18 protein-coding genes and 3 tRNA genes are annotated in these 15,249 nt (G+C 70.9%); 17 read left to right on the top strand and 4 right to left on the bottom strand.

The annotated features are described in order from the left end of the window. Window positions 1-41 precede the first annotated feature (41 nt). The 11 genes from FQY64_RS01355 to FQY64_RS01305 all read left to right on the top strand — a co-directional run bounded on the left by FQY64_RS01355 (window position 42) and on the right by FQY64_RS01305 (window position 8,305). On the top strand, window positions 42-692 hold the full coding sequence (locus FQY64_RS01355; protein WP_146471911.1) for a MotA/TolQ/ExbB proton channel family protein: 651 nt from the start codon (window positions 42-44) through the stop codon (window positions 690-692). A 3-nt stretch (window positions 693-695) separates the two neighbouring features. Continuing rightward, complete coding sequence (locus tag FQY64_RS01350; protein WP_146471910.1) at window positions 696-1,133, top strand: ExbD/TolR family protein; 438 nt, start codon at window positions 696-698, stop codon at window positions 1,131-1,133. Then, window positions 1,130-2,887: a lipid A export permease/ATP-binding protein MsbA gene (gene msbA, locus FQY64_RS01345; protein WP_146471909.1), complete on the top strand. Its 1,758-nt coding sequence runs from the start codon at window positions 1,130-1,132 to the stop codon at window positions 2,885-2,887. Before FQY64_RS01350 ends, msbA begins: the two co-directional genes overlap by 4 nt. Then, window positions 2,884-3,906, top strand: a complete 1,023-nt coding sequence (gene lpxK / locus FQY64_RS01340) for a tetraacyldisaccharide 4'-kinase (RefSeq protein WP_146471908.1) — start codon at window positions 2,884-2,886, stop codon at window positions 3,904-3,906. The genes msbA and lpxK overlap by 4 nt, the downstream gene beginning before the upstream one ends. Window positions 3,907-3,962: 56 nt before the next feature. Next, window positions 3,963-4,727, top strand: a complete 765-nt coding sequence (kdsB, locus tag FQY64_RS01335) for a 3-deoxy-manno-octulosonate cytidylyltransferase (protein WP_146471907.1) — start codon at window positions 3,963-3,965, stop codon at window positions 4,725-4,727. Window positions 4,728-4,737: 10 nt separating this feature from the next. Beyond that, complete coding sequence (locus FQY64_RS01330; protein WP_146472004.1) at window positions 4,738-5,220, top strand: low molecular weight protein-tyrosine-phosphatase; 483 nt, start codon at window positions 4,738-4,740, stop codon at window positions 5,218-5,220. A gap of 146 nt (window positions 5,221-5,366) precedes the next feature. Beyond that, on the top strand, window positions 5,367-7,226 hold the full coding sequence (uvrC, locus tag FQY64_RS01325) for an excinuclease ABC subunit UvrC (protein WP_146471906.1): 1,860 nt from the start codon (window positions 5,367-5,369) through the stop codon (window positions 7,224-7,226). Next, complete coding sequence (gene pgsA, locus FQY64_RS01320) at window positions 7,223-7,795, top strand: CDP-diacylglycerol--glycerol-3-phosphate 3-phosphatidyltransferase (RefSeq protein ID WP_146471905.1); 573 nt, start codon at window positions 7,223-7,225, stop codon at window positions 7,793-7,795. The genes uvrC and pgsA overlap by 4 nt, the downstream gene beginning before the upstream one ends. A gap of 61 nt (window positions 7,796-7,856) precedes the next feature. Then, window positions 7,857-7,932 (top strand) — tRNA-Gly (locus FQY64_RS01315). Between the two features lie 111 nt (window positions 7,933-8,043). Next, a tRNA-Cys gene (locus FQY64_RS01310) sits at window positions 8,044-8,117 on the top strand. A 101-nt stretch (window positions 8,118-8,218) separates the two neighbouring features. Beyond that, window positions 8,219-8,305 (top strand) — tRNA-Leu (locus FQY64_RS01305). Window positions 8,306-8,419: 114 nt separating this feature from the next. On the opposite strand, the gene FQY64_RS01300 is transcribed toward FQY64_RS01305, so the two are convergent. After that, on the bottom strand, window positions 8,420-8,788 hold the full coding sequence (locus FQY64_RS01300; RefSeq protein WP_146471904.1) for a hypothetical protein: 369 nt from the start codon (window positions 8,786-8,788) through the stop codon (window positions 8,420-8,422). A gap of 190 nt (window positions 8,789-8,978) precedes the next feature. Between FQY64_RS01300 and rpsF the strand changes: the two genes are divergently transcribed. From rpsF to FQY64_RS01270, 6 genes are all read left to right on the top strand, one after another. Continuing rightward, window positions 8,979-9,395 carry a 30S ribosomal protein S6 gene (rpsF, locus tag FQY64_RS01295; protein ID WP_146471903.1) on the top strand — a complete coding sequence of 139 codons (417 nt, stop codon included), beginning with the start codon at window positions 8,979-8,981 and terminating at the stop codon, window positions 9,393-9,395. Between the two features lie 11 nt (window positions 9,396-9,406). Then, on the top strand, window positions 9,407-9,637 hold the full coding sequence (gene rpsR, locus FQY64_RS01290; RefSeq protein ID WP_146471902.1) for a 30S ribosomal protein S18: 231 nt from the start codon (window positions 9,407-9,409) through the stop codon (window positions 9,635-9,637). 109 nt (window positions 9,638-9,746) lie between these two features. Next, window positions 9,747-10,199 carry a 50S ribosomal protein L9 gene (gene rplI, locus FQY64_RS01285; protein ID WP_146471901.1) on the top strand — a complete coding sequence of 151 codons (453 nt, stop codon included), beginning with the start codon at window positions 9,747-9,749 and terminating at the stop codon, window positions 10,197-10,199. A gap of 220 nt (window positions 10,200-10,419) precedes the next feature. Then, entirely contained in the window at window positions 10,420-11,832 is a 1,413-nt protein-coding gene (locus FQY64_RS01280) for a replicative DNA helicase (protein ID WP_146471900.1), read from the top strand. 218 nt (window positions 11,833-12,050) lie between these two features. After that, entirely contained in the window at window positions 12,051-12,266 is a 216-nt protein-coding gene (locus tag FQY64_RS01275) for a KTSC domain-containing protein (protein ID WP_146471899.1), read from the top strand. A 42-nt stretch (window positions 12,267-12,308) separates the two neighbouring features. Then, on the top strand, window positions 12,309-13,217 hold the full coding sequence (locus FQY64_RS01270) for a 5'-nucleotidase (protein ID WP_146471898.1): 909 nt from the start codon (window positions 12,309-12,311) through the stop codon (window positions 13,215-13,217). Here the strand turns inward: FQY64_RS01270 and FQY64_RS01265 are convergent. From FQY64_RS01265 to FQY64_RS01255, 3 genes are all read right to left on the bottom strand, one after another. Next, entirely contained in the window at window positions 13,214-13,720 is a 507-nt protein-coding gene (locus tag FQY64_RS01265; RefSeq protein WP_146471897.1) for a CHRD domain-containing protein, read from the bottom strand. The genes FQY64_RS01270 and FQY64_RS01265 overlap by 4 nt on opposite strands. Before the next feature lie 98 nt (window positions 13,721-13,818). Next, window positions 13,819-14,376: a DUF2939 domain-containing protein gene (locus FQY64_RS01260; protein WP_146471896.1), complete on the bottom strand. Its 558-nt coding sequence runs from the start codon at window positions 14,374-14,376 to the stop codon at window positions 13,819-13,821. A gap of 89 nt (window positions 14,377-14,465) precedes the next feature. Continuing rightward, complete coding sequence (locus FQY64_RS01255) at window positions 14,466-15,152, bottom strand: DUF2461 domain-containing protein (RefSeq protein ID WP_146471895.1); 687 nt, start codon at window positions 15,150-15,152, stop codon at window positions 14,466-14,468. Window positions 15,153-15,249 lie beyond the last annotated feature (97 nt).

Raw genomic sequence — 15,249 nt, 5'->3', positions numbered from 1 at the left:
ATCCTATCGGCCGACTCTGTAAGGCCGGGCCGGAGGTTGCAGTGCTTGAACTCGTGAAGGCGGGCGGTTGGCCGATGATCCCGCTGCTGCTGCTGGCGGTCGCGGCGCTGGCGATCATCGTCGAACGCGCCTGGACGTTGCGGCGCGTGGCCGTGCTGCCGCCCAACCTCGGCCGCGAGGTGCGCGCCTGGGCCGGCACCGGCCGGCTCGATCCGGCCCATATCGAATCCCTGCGCGCGACCTCGCCGCTCGGCGCATTGCTGGCGGCCGCGCTCGACGTGCGCAACCGCCCGCGCGAGGTGATCCGCGAGCGCATCGAGGACACCGGCCGCCACCTGGTGCACCGCATGGAGCGCTTCCTCAACGCGCTCGGCACGATCGCCGCCGCCGGTCCGCTGCTCGGCCTGTTCGGCACCGTGGTCGGCATGATCGACATGTTCCTCGGCATCCTCGATCACGGCGTGGGCGACGTGAACCAGCTCGCCGGCGGTATCGGCAAGGCGCTGGTGTGCACCGCGACCGGCATGATCGTCGCCGTGCCGGCGCTGATGGCGCACCGCTGGCTGCGCGGCCGCATCGCCGGTTACATCGTCGACATGGAGCACGAGGCGATCCAGCTTCTCGACGTGCTCGACCCGGTGCAGCGCCCGGTGGCGCGTCCGGTCCCGCAGCCGCAGCCGGTGCTCGAGTAACCCATGCGCATCCGCGACCACCGCGGCGACGACGAGCCGGAGATCAACCTGGTCCCGCTGATCGACGTGATCCTGGTGCTGATCATCTTCTTCGTGATCACCACCACGTTCGATGCGCGCTCGATCCTGCGCCTGGAGCTGCCGCGCGCCACCGGCGAGCCGGCGCCGGCGAACACGCGCGCGCTCAGCGTGCTGGTCAATGCGAACGGCGACTACTTCGTCGAGGATCGCGAGGTCCTGCGCAGCGACACCGAGTCGCTGAAGGCGACGCTCGCCGAAGTCGCCGGCAGCGACCGCGATCGTCCCGTGCTGCTGCGCGCCGACGCGCGCACGCCGCACCAGGCGGTCGTCACCGCCTACGACGCGCTCGGCCAGCTCGGTTTCCGGCGGGTGCTGATCGCCACCGCCCCCGACGTCCGCACAGGCGGCAGCGCGCCGTGACGACCGCAAGCGGCTCGCCCTGGCGGACGTACCGCCGCGTGCTCGGCTTCGCGCGGCCGTACCGCGCGTTCCTCGCGCTGGCGCTGCTCGGCATGCTGATCGAGGCGGCGGCCGGCGGCGCGTTCACCTACCTCATGGGACCGATCGTCGACGGCACCTTCGTCGAGCGCGATCCGCGCGTGGGGGTGTGGCTGCCGCTGGCGATCGTCGGCCTGTTCCTCGTGCGCGGCATCGCCGGCTACCTCACCGACACCAGCATGGCGCGCGCGGGCCGCAGCATCGCGCGCGACCAGCGGGTCGCGGTGCTGTCGAAGCTGCTGCGCATGCCCGGCGCGTACTTCGACCGCGAGCCGGTCTCGCAGATGCTGATCCGCCTCGGCTCCGACAGCGACCAGGTCGCGCAGGCCGCGGTGGACGCGGCGAAGGTGATGCTGCAGCAGTCGATGCAGGTCGTGGCGATGCTGGCGGTGATGCTGTGGATCAGTTGGCAGGTGACGCTGTCGATCCTGCTGCTGGCGCCGCCGCTGGCCTGGGTGATGGACCGGGTCGGCAAGCGCTACCGGCGGATCACCCACCGCATCCAGGAAAGCGGCGCGCAACTGCTGCAGCACGCCGACCAGGCGCTGAGCAGCCATCAGGAAGTGAAGGTGTACGGCGCGCAGGACGCCGAGATGATGCGCTACCGCGCCCAGGCCGACACCCATCTGCGGCTGGCGCTGAAGGTCGAGGCCACGCGCAGCATCTCCTCGGCGCTGGTGCAGGTGATGGGCGCGATCGGGCTGGCGGTGCTGCTGTGGGTCGCCGCGCGCGAGGCGATGGCCGGGCGCCTGTCGGCCGGCAACTTCGTCCAGTTGATGACCTCGATGATGGCGATCATCCCGGCGCTGAAGCAGCTCACCACGGTGCAGAACATGCTGCAGAAGGGGGTGGCCTCGGCGGAGCGCCTGTTCGTGGTGCTGGACGCCCAGGACGAGCGCGACGAAGGCACCCGCACGCTCGCGCGCGCGCGCGGCGAGATCGAATTCCGCCACGTCAGTGCGCGCTATCCCGGCCAGTCGACGCCGGCGCTGGAGGACGTGAGCTTCGTGGCGCGGCCCGGCACGGTGACGGCCATCGTCGGCCGCTCCGGCAGCGGCAAATCGACCCTGATCAAGCTGATCCCGCGCTTCTACGAGCCCGAGTCGGGCGAGATCCTGCTCGACGGCCATCCGCTGCGCGACTACCGGCTGGCGGACCTGCGGCGGCAGATCGCGCTGGTGGGGCAGCAGGTGATGCTGTTCGACGGCAGCATCGCCGACAACGTCGCCTACGGCCAGATGCAGAACGTCGACGCGGCCGCGCTGGAGCGCGCGGTGCGCGGCGCCAACGCGATGGAGTTCGTGGAGAAACTGCCCGACGGCGTGCACAGCCCGGTCGGCGCGCGCGGCGGCCGGCTCTCCGGCGGCCAGCGCCAGCGCATCGCGATCGCGCGCGCGATGCTCAAGGACGCGCCGATCCTGATCCTGGACGAGGCCACCGCGGCGCTCGACACCGAATCCGAGCGGCTGGTGCAGGACGCGCTCGACCGTCTCATGCCGGACCGCACCACGCTGGTCATCGCGCACCGGCTGTCGACCATCGAGCACGCCGACCAGGTGCTGGTGATGGATGCCGGCCGCATCGTCGAGCGCGGCACGCACGCCGAACTGCTCGCGCAGGGCGGGCTGTACGCGCACCTGCACCGCATGCAGTTCCGGGAGAGCCAGACCGCGTGAAGGACGCGCGTCCGCCCGACTACTGGTACCAGCCCGGGCCGGTGCCGGTGACGGCCCGTGCGCTCGCCGGGGCGTACGGCGGCCTGGCCGCGCTGCGTCGCGCCCTGTACGCGCGCGGTCTGCTGCGCGCGCGGCATCCGGGCGTGCCGGTGGTGGTGATCGGCAACGTGGTCGCCGGCGGGACCGGCAAGACGCCGCTCACCATCGCCGTGGTCGAGCGGCTGCGCGCGGAAGGCTGGTCGCCGGGCGTGGCCACGCGCGGCTACGGCCGCACCGTCGATGCGCAACCGCGCTGGGTGGAGCGCGAAAGCGTCCCTGCGGAAGTGGGCGACGAGCCGCTGCTGATCGCGCGACGCACCGGCGCGCCCGTGCGCGTCGATCGCGACCGCGCCGCCGCCGCCGTCGCCCTGCGCCAGGCCGGCTGCGACGTGGTGGTGTGCGACGACGGTCTGCAGCACTACCGCCTCGCGCGCGACATCGAGATCGAGGTGGTCGACGCGCGCCGCCGCTACGGCAACGGCCGCCTGTTGCCCGCCGGGCCCCTGCGCGAGCCGGTGGAGCGCGCCGAACGCTGCGACTTCCGCGTCCTGAACCTCGGCGCCGACGCCAGCGCGCAGGCCGGCTTCGGCGTGTGGCCGCTGCGGCTGATCGCCGATCAGGCGTTGCCGGTGCAGGGCGGGCGTGCGCGCGCGCTGGCCGATTTCGCCGGGCAGCGGGTGCACGCCGTGGCCGGGATCGGCGATCCGGACCGCTTCTTCGCGCTGCTGCGCGGGTTCGGCATCGCGATCGTGCCGCACGCGTTTCCCGATCATCACGCCTTCGTCGCCGACGACCTCGCCTTCGGCAGTCCGCTGCCGGTGCTGATGACGGAGAAGGACGCGGTGAAATGCGCGGCGTTCGCCGGCCACCGTCCGTTCTACAGCGTGCCGGTGCGGGCGGTGTTGCCGGAAGCGTTCTGGGTCGCCCTGCTGGGCCGGCTGCGCGAGGTCGAGCGCAGCGCCTCCGCTGCGGGCAGGTGACGGCGGCGGCCGGTTTGCCCGACACTCGCGGGCCCTCCGCAGCCCGACCGCCGCCCATGGAGTTCGTCGTCGCCATTCCCGCCCGCTACGCCGCCTCGCGCCTGCCGGGGAAACCCCTGCGGCCGCTGGGCGGCGAGCCGCTGGTGGTGCACGTGGCGCGGCGCGCGCTCGCCGCCGGCGCCCGCGAGGTGTGGGTGGCCGCGGACGACGAGCGCATCGCCGAGGCCGTGCGCATGGACGGCGTGCGGGTGGCGATGACCTCGCCCGCGCACGCCTCGGGCACGGACCGGCTCGCCGAGTGCGCGCGCATCGCCGGCTGGGCGGACGACACCCTGGTGGTGAACCTGCAGGGCGACGAGCCGTTCGCGCCCGCCGCGGGCATCCGCGCGGTCGCCGGACTGCTGGCCGCCAGCGGCGCGGAGATGGCGACGCTGGCCAGCCCGATCGCGGATGCCGAAACCCTGCTCGACCCGAACGCGGTCAAGGTGGTCTGGAACGCGCGCGGCGAGGCGCTCTATTTCAGCCGCGCGCCGATGCCGTGGCCGCGCGACGCCTTCATGCGCAGCCGCGACGCCTTGCCCGCGGGCGGCCACTGGTGGCGGCACATCGGCATCTACGCCTACCGCGCCGGCTTCCTGCGACACTTCGCGGCCATGCCGCCGGGCCGCCTCGAACGGATCGAGGCGCTCGAGCAACTGCGCGTGCTGGAAGCCGGTCTGCGCATCGCGGTGGCGCCGACGCCGGCGCCGTTCCCGCCGGGCGTGGACACGCCGGAGGACCTGGCCCGCGCCGAAGCCCGTCTTCGAGAGGAACCGATCTGACATGCCTGACATGCGACTGTTGATCGTCTGCCTGGGCAACATCTGCCGCTCGCCGATGGCCGAGGGCGTCATCCGCGCCCGCATCGAGGCCTCGCCGCTGGCAGGGCGGGTCAAGGTCGACTCGGTGGGCACCGGCCACTGGCACGTCGGCGATCCGCCGGACCCGCGCGCGATCGCCACCGCCGCCCGCCACGGCGTGGACATCAGCGGCCTGCGCGGCCGCCAGCTCTGGCCGCAGGACTACCGCAACTTCGACTGGCTGCTGTGCGCCGACAAGTCCAACCTGCGCGCGGTGCGCGCCCGCACGCCCGCCGACGCGCGCGCGCAGAGCGCGTTGCTGCTCGACTGGGCCGGCGTCGAGCCCGACGGCGAAGTGCCCGATCCCTACACCGGCGAACTGCGCGACTTCGAACACGTCTGGGGCCTGCTGGACCGCGCCGCCGACGGCGTCGTGCGGCGCCTCCAGCGCGAGCTCGACGGCCGCTTCGTCTGAACGCGCCGCGCGTGCCCGCGCGATCCGGCGCCGGCATCGAACCTGAACGGCCGTCCCCTTGCGCTGACGCATAATCGCCGCCATTGACGCGCGATATGCCCGATGCACCGACCGGTCCTTCCGCGCCGCCGCCCGAGGCCGCGCGCATGAGCGAATCCCCGCCTGCCGAACCGCCGTTCGACGGCAAGGCGTTCGTGCGCACGCTCAGCACCGCGCCGGGCGTGTACCGCATGATCGCCGCCGACGGCAGCGTGCTCTACGTCGGCAAGGCGAGCGCGCTGAAGAACCGCGTCGCCAGCTACTTCAACGCCACGCCCAAACCCACCCGCATCATGGCCATGCTGGCGCAGGTCGCGCGGATGGAGGTCACGGTCACCCGCACCGAGGCCGAGGCGCTGCTGCTGGAGAACGAGCTGATCAAGTCGCTCAAGCCGCGCTACAACGTGCTGCTGCGCGACGACAAGAGCTACCCGTACGTGCTGCTGACCAACGAGGCATGGCCGCGCATCGCCATGCACCGTGGCCCGCGCGCGATTCCCGGACGCTACTTCGGGCCTTACGCCAGCGTCACCGCGGTGCGCGAGACGCTCAACCTGATGCACAAGCTGTTCAAGCTGCGCAGTTGCGAGGACAGCGTGTTCCGCAACCGCTCGCGGCCCTGTCTGCAGCACCAGATCGGACGCTGCACGGCGCCGTGCGTGGGCCTGGTCGGGCCTGCGGAGTACGCCGAGAGCGTGCGCCGCGCGTGCCTGCTGCTGGACGGCCGCAGCGACGAACTCACCGACGAGCTCGGCCGCGCCATGGAGCGCGCCGCCGAACAGCTCGAGTTCGAACAGGCCGCGCGCCTGCGCGACCTGATCGGTTCGATCCGCACCCTGCAGGCGCGCCAGTACGTCGACGGCCGCGCCGCCAATCTCGATGCGCTCGCGGTGGCGATGCAGGGCGCCGCGGCGTGCGTGATGCTGCTGGCCTTCCGCGACGGCCGCAATCTCGGCACGCGCGCGTTCTTCCCGCGCACCAACGGCAGCGACAACCCGGCCGAAGTGCTGGCGGCGTTCGTCTCCCAGTACTACGTCGGGCAGACGCCGCCGCGCGAGATCGTGCTCGATCGCGACATCCCCGATCGCGAACTGCTCGAAGAGGCGTTCTCCGCCACCGCCGGCCGGCGCGTGCAGATCAAATGCAACGTGCGCGGCGACCGCGCCGGCTACGTCGACCTGGCGCGGCGCAACGCCGAGATCGCGCTCGCCACCGAGCGCGGCAGCCACGCCGCGCAGCGCGCGCGCGCCGAAGCGCTGCGCGATCTGCTGGGACTGTCCGACGTCGCCCAGCGCATCGAATGTTTCGACATCAGCCACACGATGGGCGAGGCCACCGTCGCCTCATGCGTGGTGTTCGACGCCGACGGCCCCGTTCGCGGCCAGTACCGCCGCTACAACATCACCGGCATCACGCCCGGCGACGACTACGCCGCGATGCACCAGGCGCTCGAGCGACGCTTCCGCCGCGCGGTCGAGGAGAACGGCGTGCTGCCCGACGTGCTGCTGATCGACGGCGGCGCCGGCCAGGTCGCGCAGGCGAGGGCGGTGCTGGAGGGCTACGGCGTCCAGGGCATCGCACTGGTGGGCGTCGCCAAGGGGCCCGCGCGCAAGGCCGGCGAGGAGGAACTGTTGCTGCCCGACGGGCGCACCGTCCGGCCCGGCCCCGAGTCGCTTGCCCTGCAGTTGATCCAGCAGGTGCGTGACGAAGCGCACCGCTTCGCCATCACCGGCCACCGCGGCAAGCGGCAGAAGGCGCGCGCGACCAGCCGTCTGGAAGACATTCCCGGAATCGGCCCGCGCCGGCGCGCTAACCTGTTGCGGCATTTCGGCGGTCTGGCGGGCCTGAAGGCGGCGGGCGTGGAGGAGATCGCCCGCGTCGAAGGCGTCAATGCCGCGCTCGCCGAGCGGATCTACGCGACCCTGCACGGACTGGACATCCCGCAGGGCGCACGGAGCGAAGGATGAGGCTGACCGTACCCACTTTGCTGACGCTGCTGAGGATCGTGCTGATCCCCGTGCTCGTGCTGGTCGTCTATCTGCCCTACAAGTGGACCAACTTCGCCGCCGCCGCGGTGTTCGCGCTGGCCTCGGTGACCGACTGGCTCGATGGCTGGATCGCGCGCCGTTTCAACCAGTACTCGGCGTTCGGCGCGTTCCTCGACCCGGTGGCCGACAAGCTGATGGTCGCGGTCGCGCTGCTGCTGATCGTGCAGCAGCATCCGACCAAATGGATGGCGCTGTGGGCGGCGGTGATCGTCGGCCGCGAGATCGCGGTGTCGGCGCTGCGCGAGTGGATGGCCGAGCTGGGCCAGCGCGCGAAGGTGAAGGTCGCCACCATCGGCAAGATCAAGACCATCGTGCAGATGGTGGCGCTCGTCTGCCTGCTGTATCGCGAGCCGTTCGCGAACCTGCCGGTCTTCTACATCGGCGAATGGCTGCTCGCCGGCGCCGCGCTGCTGACGCTGTGGTCCGGCTTCGCGTATCTTTACGCGGCGTGGCCGACGCTGCGCGCCGAGCGCGCATCGGCGGAGTGAGCGCCGAACGCGCAGCAAGTGTTGACAGCGTTCGGCCCATCCGTAGAATGTGCAGTCCCAGGCGGGAATAGCTCAGTTGGTAGAGCACGACCTTGCCAAGGTCGGGGTCGCGAGTTCGAGTCTCGTTTCCCGCTCCAGTGTTCCGACAGGCCCCGGTATCGGGGCCTTGTCATGTCTGCGGCAGGCGCGTGCCGAACGCGGACGGTTGTGGAAGAATGCATTCGCGTCTTCCACGACGACCAGTCACCGGCCTGGTGGCAGAGTGGTTATGCAGCGGACTGCAAATCCGCGTACGCCGGTTCAATTCCGACCCAGGCCTCCAGCACGACACGACAAGCCGCGCGCCGCGCGGCTTGTCCGTTTTTGCGGCGGCGTCGCGGCCGCGGTGGAGTCGACCGCGCGCTTGATGCAGGCTATGCACGCGCCCGGATGGCGGAACTGGCAGACGCAAGGGACTTAAAATCCCTCGGCCGCAAGGCCATGTGGGTTCGATCCCCACTCCGGGCACCACCGGCCGTTGCTGCGCTTCCGGGCGTCGGGTGCGTCGTGCCGCGGACGAAGCGCGTGCGCCGCGCGGCAGGGCGGCTCGCAAGCGCGCGGAGCGACCGCAGGGGTCGCTTGGGTTCAGTTCACCCGGGCGCCGGCGCGGCGCGGGGGCTTGCCGCGCGTGCGCGCGGGAGCCGTCCCGTGCGCCGCCTGGACCGGCGCGGCGGGGGCGGCGGCGATCGCGGGCCGGGCCGCTGGGGCGGCGTAGGCGGGCGGCGCCGGCAGCTCGGCCTGTGGCCCGTCGCGGGTGCAGGCGGCCACCAGCGCAAGGCGCGAGCGGACCGCCACTTCCTGGCTGGAGCAGATGCAGACGTGTTCGTAGCCGCCGTCGAGCACGACGCGGAACGCGAACTCGGCCTGGCCGGGGACCTGCTTGACCGGGGCGATGAGGCAGACGCGGTCGGGGCGGATCAGGAAGCCGTTCAGGTTGAACATGGGACTGCTCATGGGAATCGCGTCCCAGCTTACGGACCGGCGTCGGTACGCGACGTGAGCGCCCTTGCCGTTTGCCGTCGCCGCGCCGGACTGCCATAATTTGCGGCTCCCGTCCGCCGGACGGGCCCTTGCTCCACCGTGGCGTCGCCGCGGGGGGCTGAACCGCCGGGGCGACCCGGCCGTCATCCACAAGGAAACCACCATGCGTCATTACGAGATCGTGTTCCTGGTCCATCCGGACCAGAGCGAGCAGGTGCCGGCCATGATCGAGCGCTACAAGGGCTTGATCGAGGGCGGCGAGGGCAAGATCCACCGTCTGGAGGACTGGGGCCGCCGTCAGTTGGCCTATCCGATCCAGCACCTGGTCAAGGCGCACTACGTGCTGCTCAACATCGAGTGCAGCCAGGCCGTGCTGAACGAGCTGGTCGACAACTTCCGCTTCAACGACGCGGTGCTGCGCCACCTCGTCATCAAGCGCGACGGCCCGGAGACCGAACCGTCGGCGATCATGAAGTCGAAGGACGAGAAGGGCGAGAAGGCCGAGCGTGGCGAGCGCCGCCGCCGCGACGACGAGGGCGAGACCACCGAGTCCGCCGAAGACACCGCCGAAGCCGCCTGAGGATCGCACCCATGTCCAAGTTCTTCCGTCGCCGCAAGTTCTGCAAGTTCACCGCCGAGGGCGTGAAAGAGATCGACTACAAGGATCTCAACACGCTGCGCCAGTACCTCACCGAGACCGGCAAGATCGTGCCGAGCCGCGTCACCGGCACCAAGTCGAAGTACCAGCGCCAGCTCGCCACCGCGGTCAAGCGCGCGCGCTACCTCGCGCTGATCCCGTACACCGACAACCACCGCGCGTGATTCCCGTGCTCCGCGGCGCGTCCGCGGAGCCGGCGTCGCGCGCCCCGTCCGTTCGGACAGCTGATCCAGTTGCAGGCATGGGCCTGCTAACGAATCCGGAGTTTTCGCAATGGAACTGATTCTTCTGCAGAAGGTGACCAACCTGGGCAACCTGGGCGACAAGGTCACCGTCAAGCCGGGCTACGGCCGCAACTTCCTGGTGCCGCAGGGCAAGGCGGTGCCGGCCACGCCGGCCAACGTCGCCGAATTCGAGAAGCGTCGCGCCGAGTACGAGGCCAAGGCGCAGGCCCTGCTGTCGGACGCCGAACAGCGCAAGGCCAAGCTCGAAGGCATGACCGTCACCGTGTACGCCAACGCCTCCACCGAGGGCAAGCTGTACGGCTCGGTCGGCCCGCGCGACATCGCCGAGGCGCTGACCAAGGCCGGCGCGCCGGTCCAGAAGTCGGAAGTCATCATGGGCGAGGGCCCGATCCGCCGCACCGGCGAGTTCGAGGTCACCGTGCACCTGCACGCCGACGTGGAAACCACCGTCAAGGTGATCGTGGAAGGCGAAGCCGCCTGACGCGACGGCACATCGTCCGCGGTCCGGAACGGCGCCAGCGATGGCGCCGTTCTTTTTGCGTGCGGGCGGTGCCATCTCAGCCGGTGCGACCGGCCGCGGGCAGGATGGTTATCCACAGGAGCTCCACAGGATCTTTCGTCGCGGACCCACAGCCGCAGTGCCTAGGATGGCCGTCCATTGAGGCAGGACGCGGACGCCTGCCAGGGGAGCCAAGACCGCGATGAGCGCACGCCCGGACTACCGAACCGACAAGCGTTTCGACACCCGCAGCGACGCCCGCGTCGAACAGCTCCGCATCCCGCCGCAGTCGATCGAGGCCGAGCAGGCCGTGCTCGGCGGCCTGATGCTGGCGCCGGAGGCGTTCGACACCGTCGCCTCGCTGCTGGCGGAGTCCGACTTCTATCGCCGCGACCACCAGCTCATCTACCGCGCGATCCGCGAGCTGGCCGACCGCAACCGGCCGTTCGATGCGGTCACGCTGACCGAATGGTTCGATTCGCAGGGCCTGTCCGAACAGGTCGCCGGCGGCGCTTACCTGATCGAGCTGGCCAGCACCACGCCTTCGGCGGCGAACATCGAGGCCTACGCCAACATCGTTCGCGACAAGGCGATCCTGCGCAAACTGATCGAGGTCGGCACCGGCATCGTCAACGACGCCTTCCAGCCGAACGGCCGCGAGAGCGGCGAGATCCTGGCGAAGGCCGAGCAGGAGGTGTTCGCGATCGCCGAGGCGGACGCCAAGGGGCGCAGCGACTTCGTCGCGGTGAACGATGCGCTGAAGGAAGCGTTCGACGTCCTGCAGACGCGCTACGAGAACGGCGGCAGCGTCACCGGCCTGCCGACCGGCTACACCGAGTTCGACGAGATGACGGCCGGCCTGCAGCCGACCGACCTGATCATCCTCGCGGCGCGACCGTCGATGGGCAAGACCACGCTCGCGCTCAACATGGCCGAGTACGCGGCGTTCAAGAGCAGGAAGGCCGTGGCGGTGTTCTCGATGGAAATGTCGGCCAGCCAGCTCGCGCTGCGCCTGATCTCCTCGGTCGGCCGCATCAACGCCGCGCGGCTGCGCACCGGCCAGCTCGAGGACGAGGACTGGAGCCGCGTCACCAGCGCGATCCGCCAGCTCAAGGAAGTGAAGATCTTCATCGACGACACCCCCGCGCTGTCGCCGGAAGTGCTGCGCGCCAAGGCGCGCCGCCTCAAGCGCGAGCACGACCTCGGCTTGATCGTGATCGACTATCTGCAGCTCATGCAGGTGCCGGGCAACAGCGAGAACCGCGCGACCGAGATCTCCGAGATCTCGCGCTCGCTGAAGGCGCTGGCGAAGGAACTGAACGTGCCGGTGATCGCGCTGTCGCAGCTCAACCGCTCGCTGGAAACCCGTACCGACAAGCGTCCGGTGATGGCCGACCTGCGCGAGTCGGGCGCGATCGAGCAGGACGCGGACGTGATCATCTTCATCTACCGCGACGAGTACTACAACAAGGAGAACTCGCCGGACAAAGGCCTGGCCGAAGTCATCATCGGCAAGCAGCGAAACGGTCCGACCGGTTCGATCAAGCTGAAGTTCTTCGGCGAGTACACGCGCTTCGACAATCTGGCGCACGACGGCTACGGCGCGTTCGAGTAGGCGGTAGCCGGCGGCGTGCCGCGAGCGGCGTCGGGTCCGGCTGTGCATGCCGGTGTGTGCTATGTGGCGGGCCCCGCTTGGGGTTCGACAGCTCACCACGAGCGGAGGTGGCTGCGCGCCCGACTCGATGCGCCCCTATGCGTCGCGGACAGGCGGCACTGGCCGGACGCGCGACTCTTTGACGGCACGCCAACGCCGCCCCGGCTCCCATCGCCGGCATGCGGCGGCGGAAGGTCGAGTCGGAAGCGATGCGCAGCGTGGGCTACGACCCACGGGCGCGGGTGCTGGAGATCGAATTCGCGGGCGGTGCGGTCTACCGCTACTTCGACGTGCCGGAGCGGCTGTACGCGGGGCTGATGACGGCCGAGTCGCATGGCGCCTGGTTCAGCGCCCACATCCGCGACGCCGGTTTCCGGTTCGAGCGGCTGCGCTGAGCCGTCTCGGCACCTGCGACGCATCCGCGGCACAATGTGCGCATGCCCGATGCGAATGCCGATCCGCTGATCGTCGCGATTTCCTCGCGGACCCTGTTCGATCTCGAGGACAGCCACGCGCTGTTCGAGGCCGAAGGCATCGACGCCTATGCCGCCTACCAGCGCAGCCACGAGGACGACATCCTGCCGCCCGGCATCGCCTTCCCGCTGGTGCGCAAGCTGCTGGCGCTGAACAAGGACGCGCCGCCCGAGGCGCCGCACGTGGAGGTCATCCTGATCTCGCGCAATTCGGCGGACACCGGGCTGCGAATCTTCAATTCGATCGCGCACTACGGCCTTGGCATCAAGCGCGCCGCCTTCAGCAATGGCGCGCCGCCGTTCCGCTACGTCAAACCGTTCGGCGCGGACCTGTTCCTGTCGGCCAACGGCGACGACGTGCGCGCGGCGATCGCGGCGGGCGTGGCGGCGGCGACGCTGCTGCCCGCGCGCGCGCCCGAGCAGCGGCACGATCAGTTGCGCATCGCGTTCGACGGCGACGCGGTGATCTTCGACGACGAGGGCGAACGGGTCTCGCGCCAGGGCGGGCTCGACGCGTTCGCCGCGCACGAGCTGGAACACAAGCTGCGGCCGCTCTCCGGCGGCCCGTTCCGCGGATTTCTGGATGCGTTGCACCGGTTGCAGGCGGCGTTCCCGTCCGGGCCGCAGGCGCCGATCCGCACCGCGTTGGTCACCGCGCGCTCGGTTCCCGCGCACGAGCGCGTGATCCGCACCTTGCGCGAGTGGGGCATCCGTCTGGACGAGGCGCTGTTTCTCGGCGGCCGCCCGAAGGGGCCGTTCCTCGAGGCGTTCGGCGCCGACATCTTCTTCGACGATTCCCTGCACAACATCGATTCGGCCCGGCAGCACGTCGCTGCCGGGCACGTACCGCACGGCGTGTCGAACGCCGTCTAGGGGGCCGGCGGGTGGATCTTGCTGCGGATCTCGCCGGTCGGGAACCGCTCGGTATGCACGTTGGCGTAGGTCACGCCGTTGCGCAGCGCACGGACCAGCTCGGCGAATTCGCCCGGGTCGATGCCCTGCGCGCCGGGGCCGACGACGTCGGCGGCGGTGATGATGCCGGTGACCGTCGCCGGCGCGGCGGGACAGGGCTGCACGCCGGGCGGTGTGGGTGGGCTGGGCAGGTTCGAACACAGCCACACGATCACGCCGCCGTTGACGCCCGGCTGGCCGAGGTGGATGTGGGCCTGCGTGACCGTGCCCTCCAGACGGTCGTAGCGCAGCAGGAAATGGACGGTGTTGCCCGACACGTAGGCGCGGAACTCGCCGCGCGCCACGGTCGAGATGGCGGGGACCTCCTTGGCCCCGGCCAGCCTGCCGGTGAACTCGTTGTCGATGGCATTGGCCGGAGCGAGGGGGAGACAGACCGCCAACGCCAGCATGGCGATGCGTTTCATGACGGCTCTCCGGAGCGGGCGCGGCTCGCGCCCGCGCGGAACCGTGCACCGGCGCGGGTGGGTGAGCGGCGAAAGACGCGCGAATGCGACGTGATCGTCTAGCGCGACCGGCCGTCGAGCAGGCCCGGCGGCAGGCGCACGTCGACCAGCGTCCAGCGCAGGCCGTCGCGGCCGAACACGAACACAACCGGCTCGCCGTCGGCATTGCGCACGGTGGCGGTGAAACGCGAGGGCGATTCGTAGCGGTAATGCAGATCGTCGAGCCAGCGCTCGTGTCCGACGCCCGCCCGCGCATCGCGCGAACCGCCGCCGCCGAGCCTGCGCAGCACGCTGCGGCCTTCGAGCACGGCGGCGATGCCGGCCGGCGTCGCCACCGCATCGGCGAGCGAACCGGCGGCGGTGGACGCCAGCTTCAGGCCGAACGCGGCGAACGGATCGGCCTGCGCGTCCGGGCCCGCATGACGGGCGATGGCGTCCTCGATCTGCGCACGCAGGCTGGCGCGCACCGCGGCGAAGTCGACGTACTCGTCGAGCGCGGCGACGTCGCGGCGCTCGAGCGCCGCGCGGATGCCGCGGATGGCGAGGAACGGCCCGGCGGCGACGTACCCGGCCAGGGCGAGCAGTGCGATCAGCAGCAGCACCAGCACCTTCTTCATGATCACTCCCGTCGGCGCATACGCAGGCGGCGATCGTAGGGGAGCAGGGCGAACGGCGCGGTAGTGCCTCCCCGCGCGGGCGTCCACGCTCAGAACTCCAGGTCCAGCGCCGCGCACAGATAGTCGACGAACGGCGCCAGTGCGGCCAGGTCCGCCTCCAGCATCGTGCGCAGGCGCGGGCCGGTCATGGTGGCGTCGTCGAGGGCGCGGAAGGCGACGAAGTTGCGGCGGCGCAGGTCGTCGGCGAATTCGGAGTCGGCGGGAAAACCGCGCGGGATGCGGGCGAGCGTCTCGCTGTCGTCCAGGTCGAAGCGCTTGCGGAACGCCGGCGCGTGCGCGGCGGCGCGCCAGCCGCCCGGGTTGTCGAGGAGGAAATGCCGGACGCGGCGCAGCGTGTCCGGCTGCGGATGCCACAGGCCGGCGCCGACGAAGCATTCGCCCGGCTGCAGGTGGAGGTAGAACGACGGTGCCTCCACCTGGCGCCCGCGCGCATGGAACAGCCGCGCGCCCTGCCAGGTCTTGTACGGCGACTTGTCGTTGGCGAAGCGCGTATCGCGCTGGATGCGGAACAGCGAACCGCCGAGCGGTTTCGGGTCGGCGCGGTAGTGCGGGCTGATCGACGCCAGCGCCGGCTGCAGGTCGGTCAGCAGGCGCTGGAACGGCGCGCGCACGTGCGCCTCGTAGTCGGCCTTGTGCGCCTGGAACCACGCGCGCTCGTTGTGGCGGGCGAGGGCGCGCAGGAAGCGGAAACTGGCGTCGGTGAAGTAGGTGGGCATGGGGGGCGATCAAGCCACGGATGGACGCGGATGCGTGCGGGTCGAGGGCGGACATTACGGGGCGGATGGCCCGATGCTGCCGCGCGGTCGCGGCTTC

The organism is Vulcaniibacterium thermophilum (assembly GCF_007923255.1).
GTDB lineage: Bacteria > Pseudomonadota > Gammaproteobacteria > Xanthomonadales > Xanthomonadaceae > Lysobacter_F > Lysobacter_F thermophilum.
Note: the sequence above shows the minus strand (reverse complement) of the source record. Positions and strands in the feature narration are given on the sequence as shown.

Excerpts from the sequence above, each read along its gene's own strand:
- FQY64_RS01350 (WP_146471910.1), top strand. The coding sequence starts at position 696 with ATGCGCATCCGCGACCACCGCGGCGACGACGAGCCGGAGATCAACCTG.
- kdsB (WP_146471907.1), top strand. The coding sequence starts at position 3,963 with ATGGAGTTCGTCGTCGCCATTCCCGCCCGCTACGCCGCCTCGCGCCTG.
- FQY64_RS01330 (WP_146472004.1), top strand. The coding sequence starts at position 4,738 with ATGCGACTGTTGATCGTCTGCCTGGGCAACATCTGCCGCTCGCCGATG.
- uvrC (WP_146471906.1), top strand. The coding sequence starts at position 5,367 with ATGAGCGAATCCCCGCCTGCCGAACCGCCGTTCGACGGCAAGGCGTTC.
- pgsA (WP_146471905.1), top strand. The coding sequence starts at position 7,223 with ATGAGGCTGACCGTACCCACTTTGCTGACGCTGCTGAGGATCGTGCTG.
- FQY64_RS01300 (WP_146471904.1), bottom strand. The coding sequence starts at position 8,788 with ATGAGCAGTCCCATGTTCAACCTGAACGGCTTCCTGATCCGCCCCGAC.
- rpsF (WP_146471903.1), top strand. The coding sequence starts at position 8,979 with ATGCGTCATTACGAGATCGTGTTCCTGGTCCATCCGGACCAGAGCGAG.
- rpsR (WP_146471902.1), top strand. The coding sequence starts at position 9,407 with ATGTCCAAGTTCTTCCGTCGCCGCAAGTTCTGCAAGTTCACCGCCGAG.
- rplI (WP_146471901.1), top strand. The coding sequence starts at position 9,747 with ATGGAACTGATTCTTCTGCAGAAGGTGACCAACCTGGGCAACCTGGGC.
- FQY64_RS01280 (WP_146471900.1), top strand. The coding sequence starts at position 10,420 with ATGAGCGCACGCCCGGACTACCGAACCGACAAGCGTTTCGACACCCGC.
- FQY64_RS01275 (WP_146471899.1), top strand. The coding sequence starts at position 12,051 with ATGCGGCGGCGGAAGGTCGAGTCGGAAGCGATGCGCAGCGTGGGCTAC.
- FQY64_RS01270 (WP_146471898.1), top strand. The coding sequence starts at position 12,309 with ATGCCCGATGCGAATGCCGATCCGCTGATCGTCGCGATTTCCTCGCGG.
- FQY64_RS01265 (WP_146471897.1), bottom strand. The coding sequence starts at position 13,720 with ATGAAACGCATCGCCATGCTGGCGTTGGCGGTCTGTCTCCCCCTCGCT.
- FQY64_RS01260 (WP_146471896.1), bottom strand. The coding sequence starts at position 14,376 with ATGAAGAAGGTGCTGGTGCTGCTGCTGATCGCACTGCTCGCCCTGGCC.
- FQY64_RS01255 (WP_146471895.1), bottom strand. The coding sequence starts at position 15,152 with ATGCCCACCTACTTCACCGACGCCAGTTTCCGCTTCCTGCGCGCCCTC.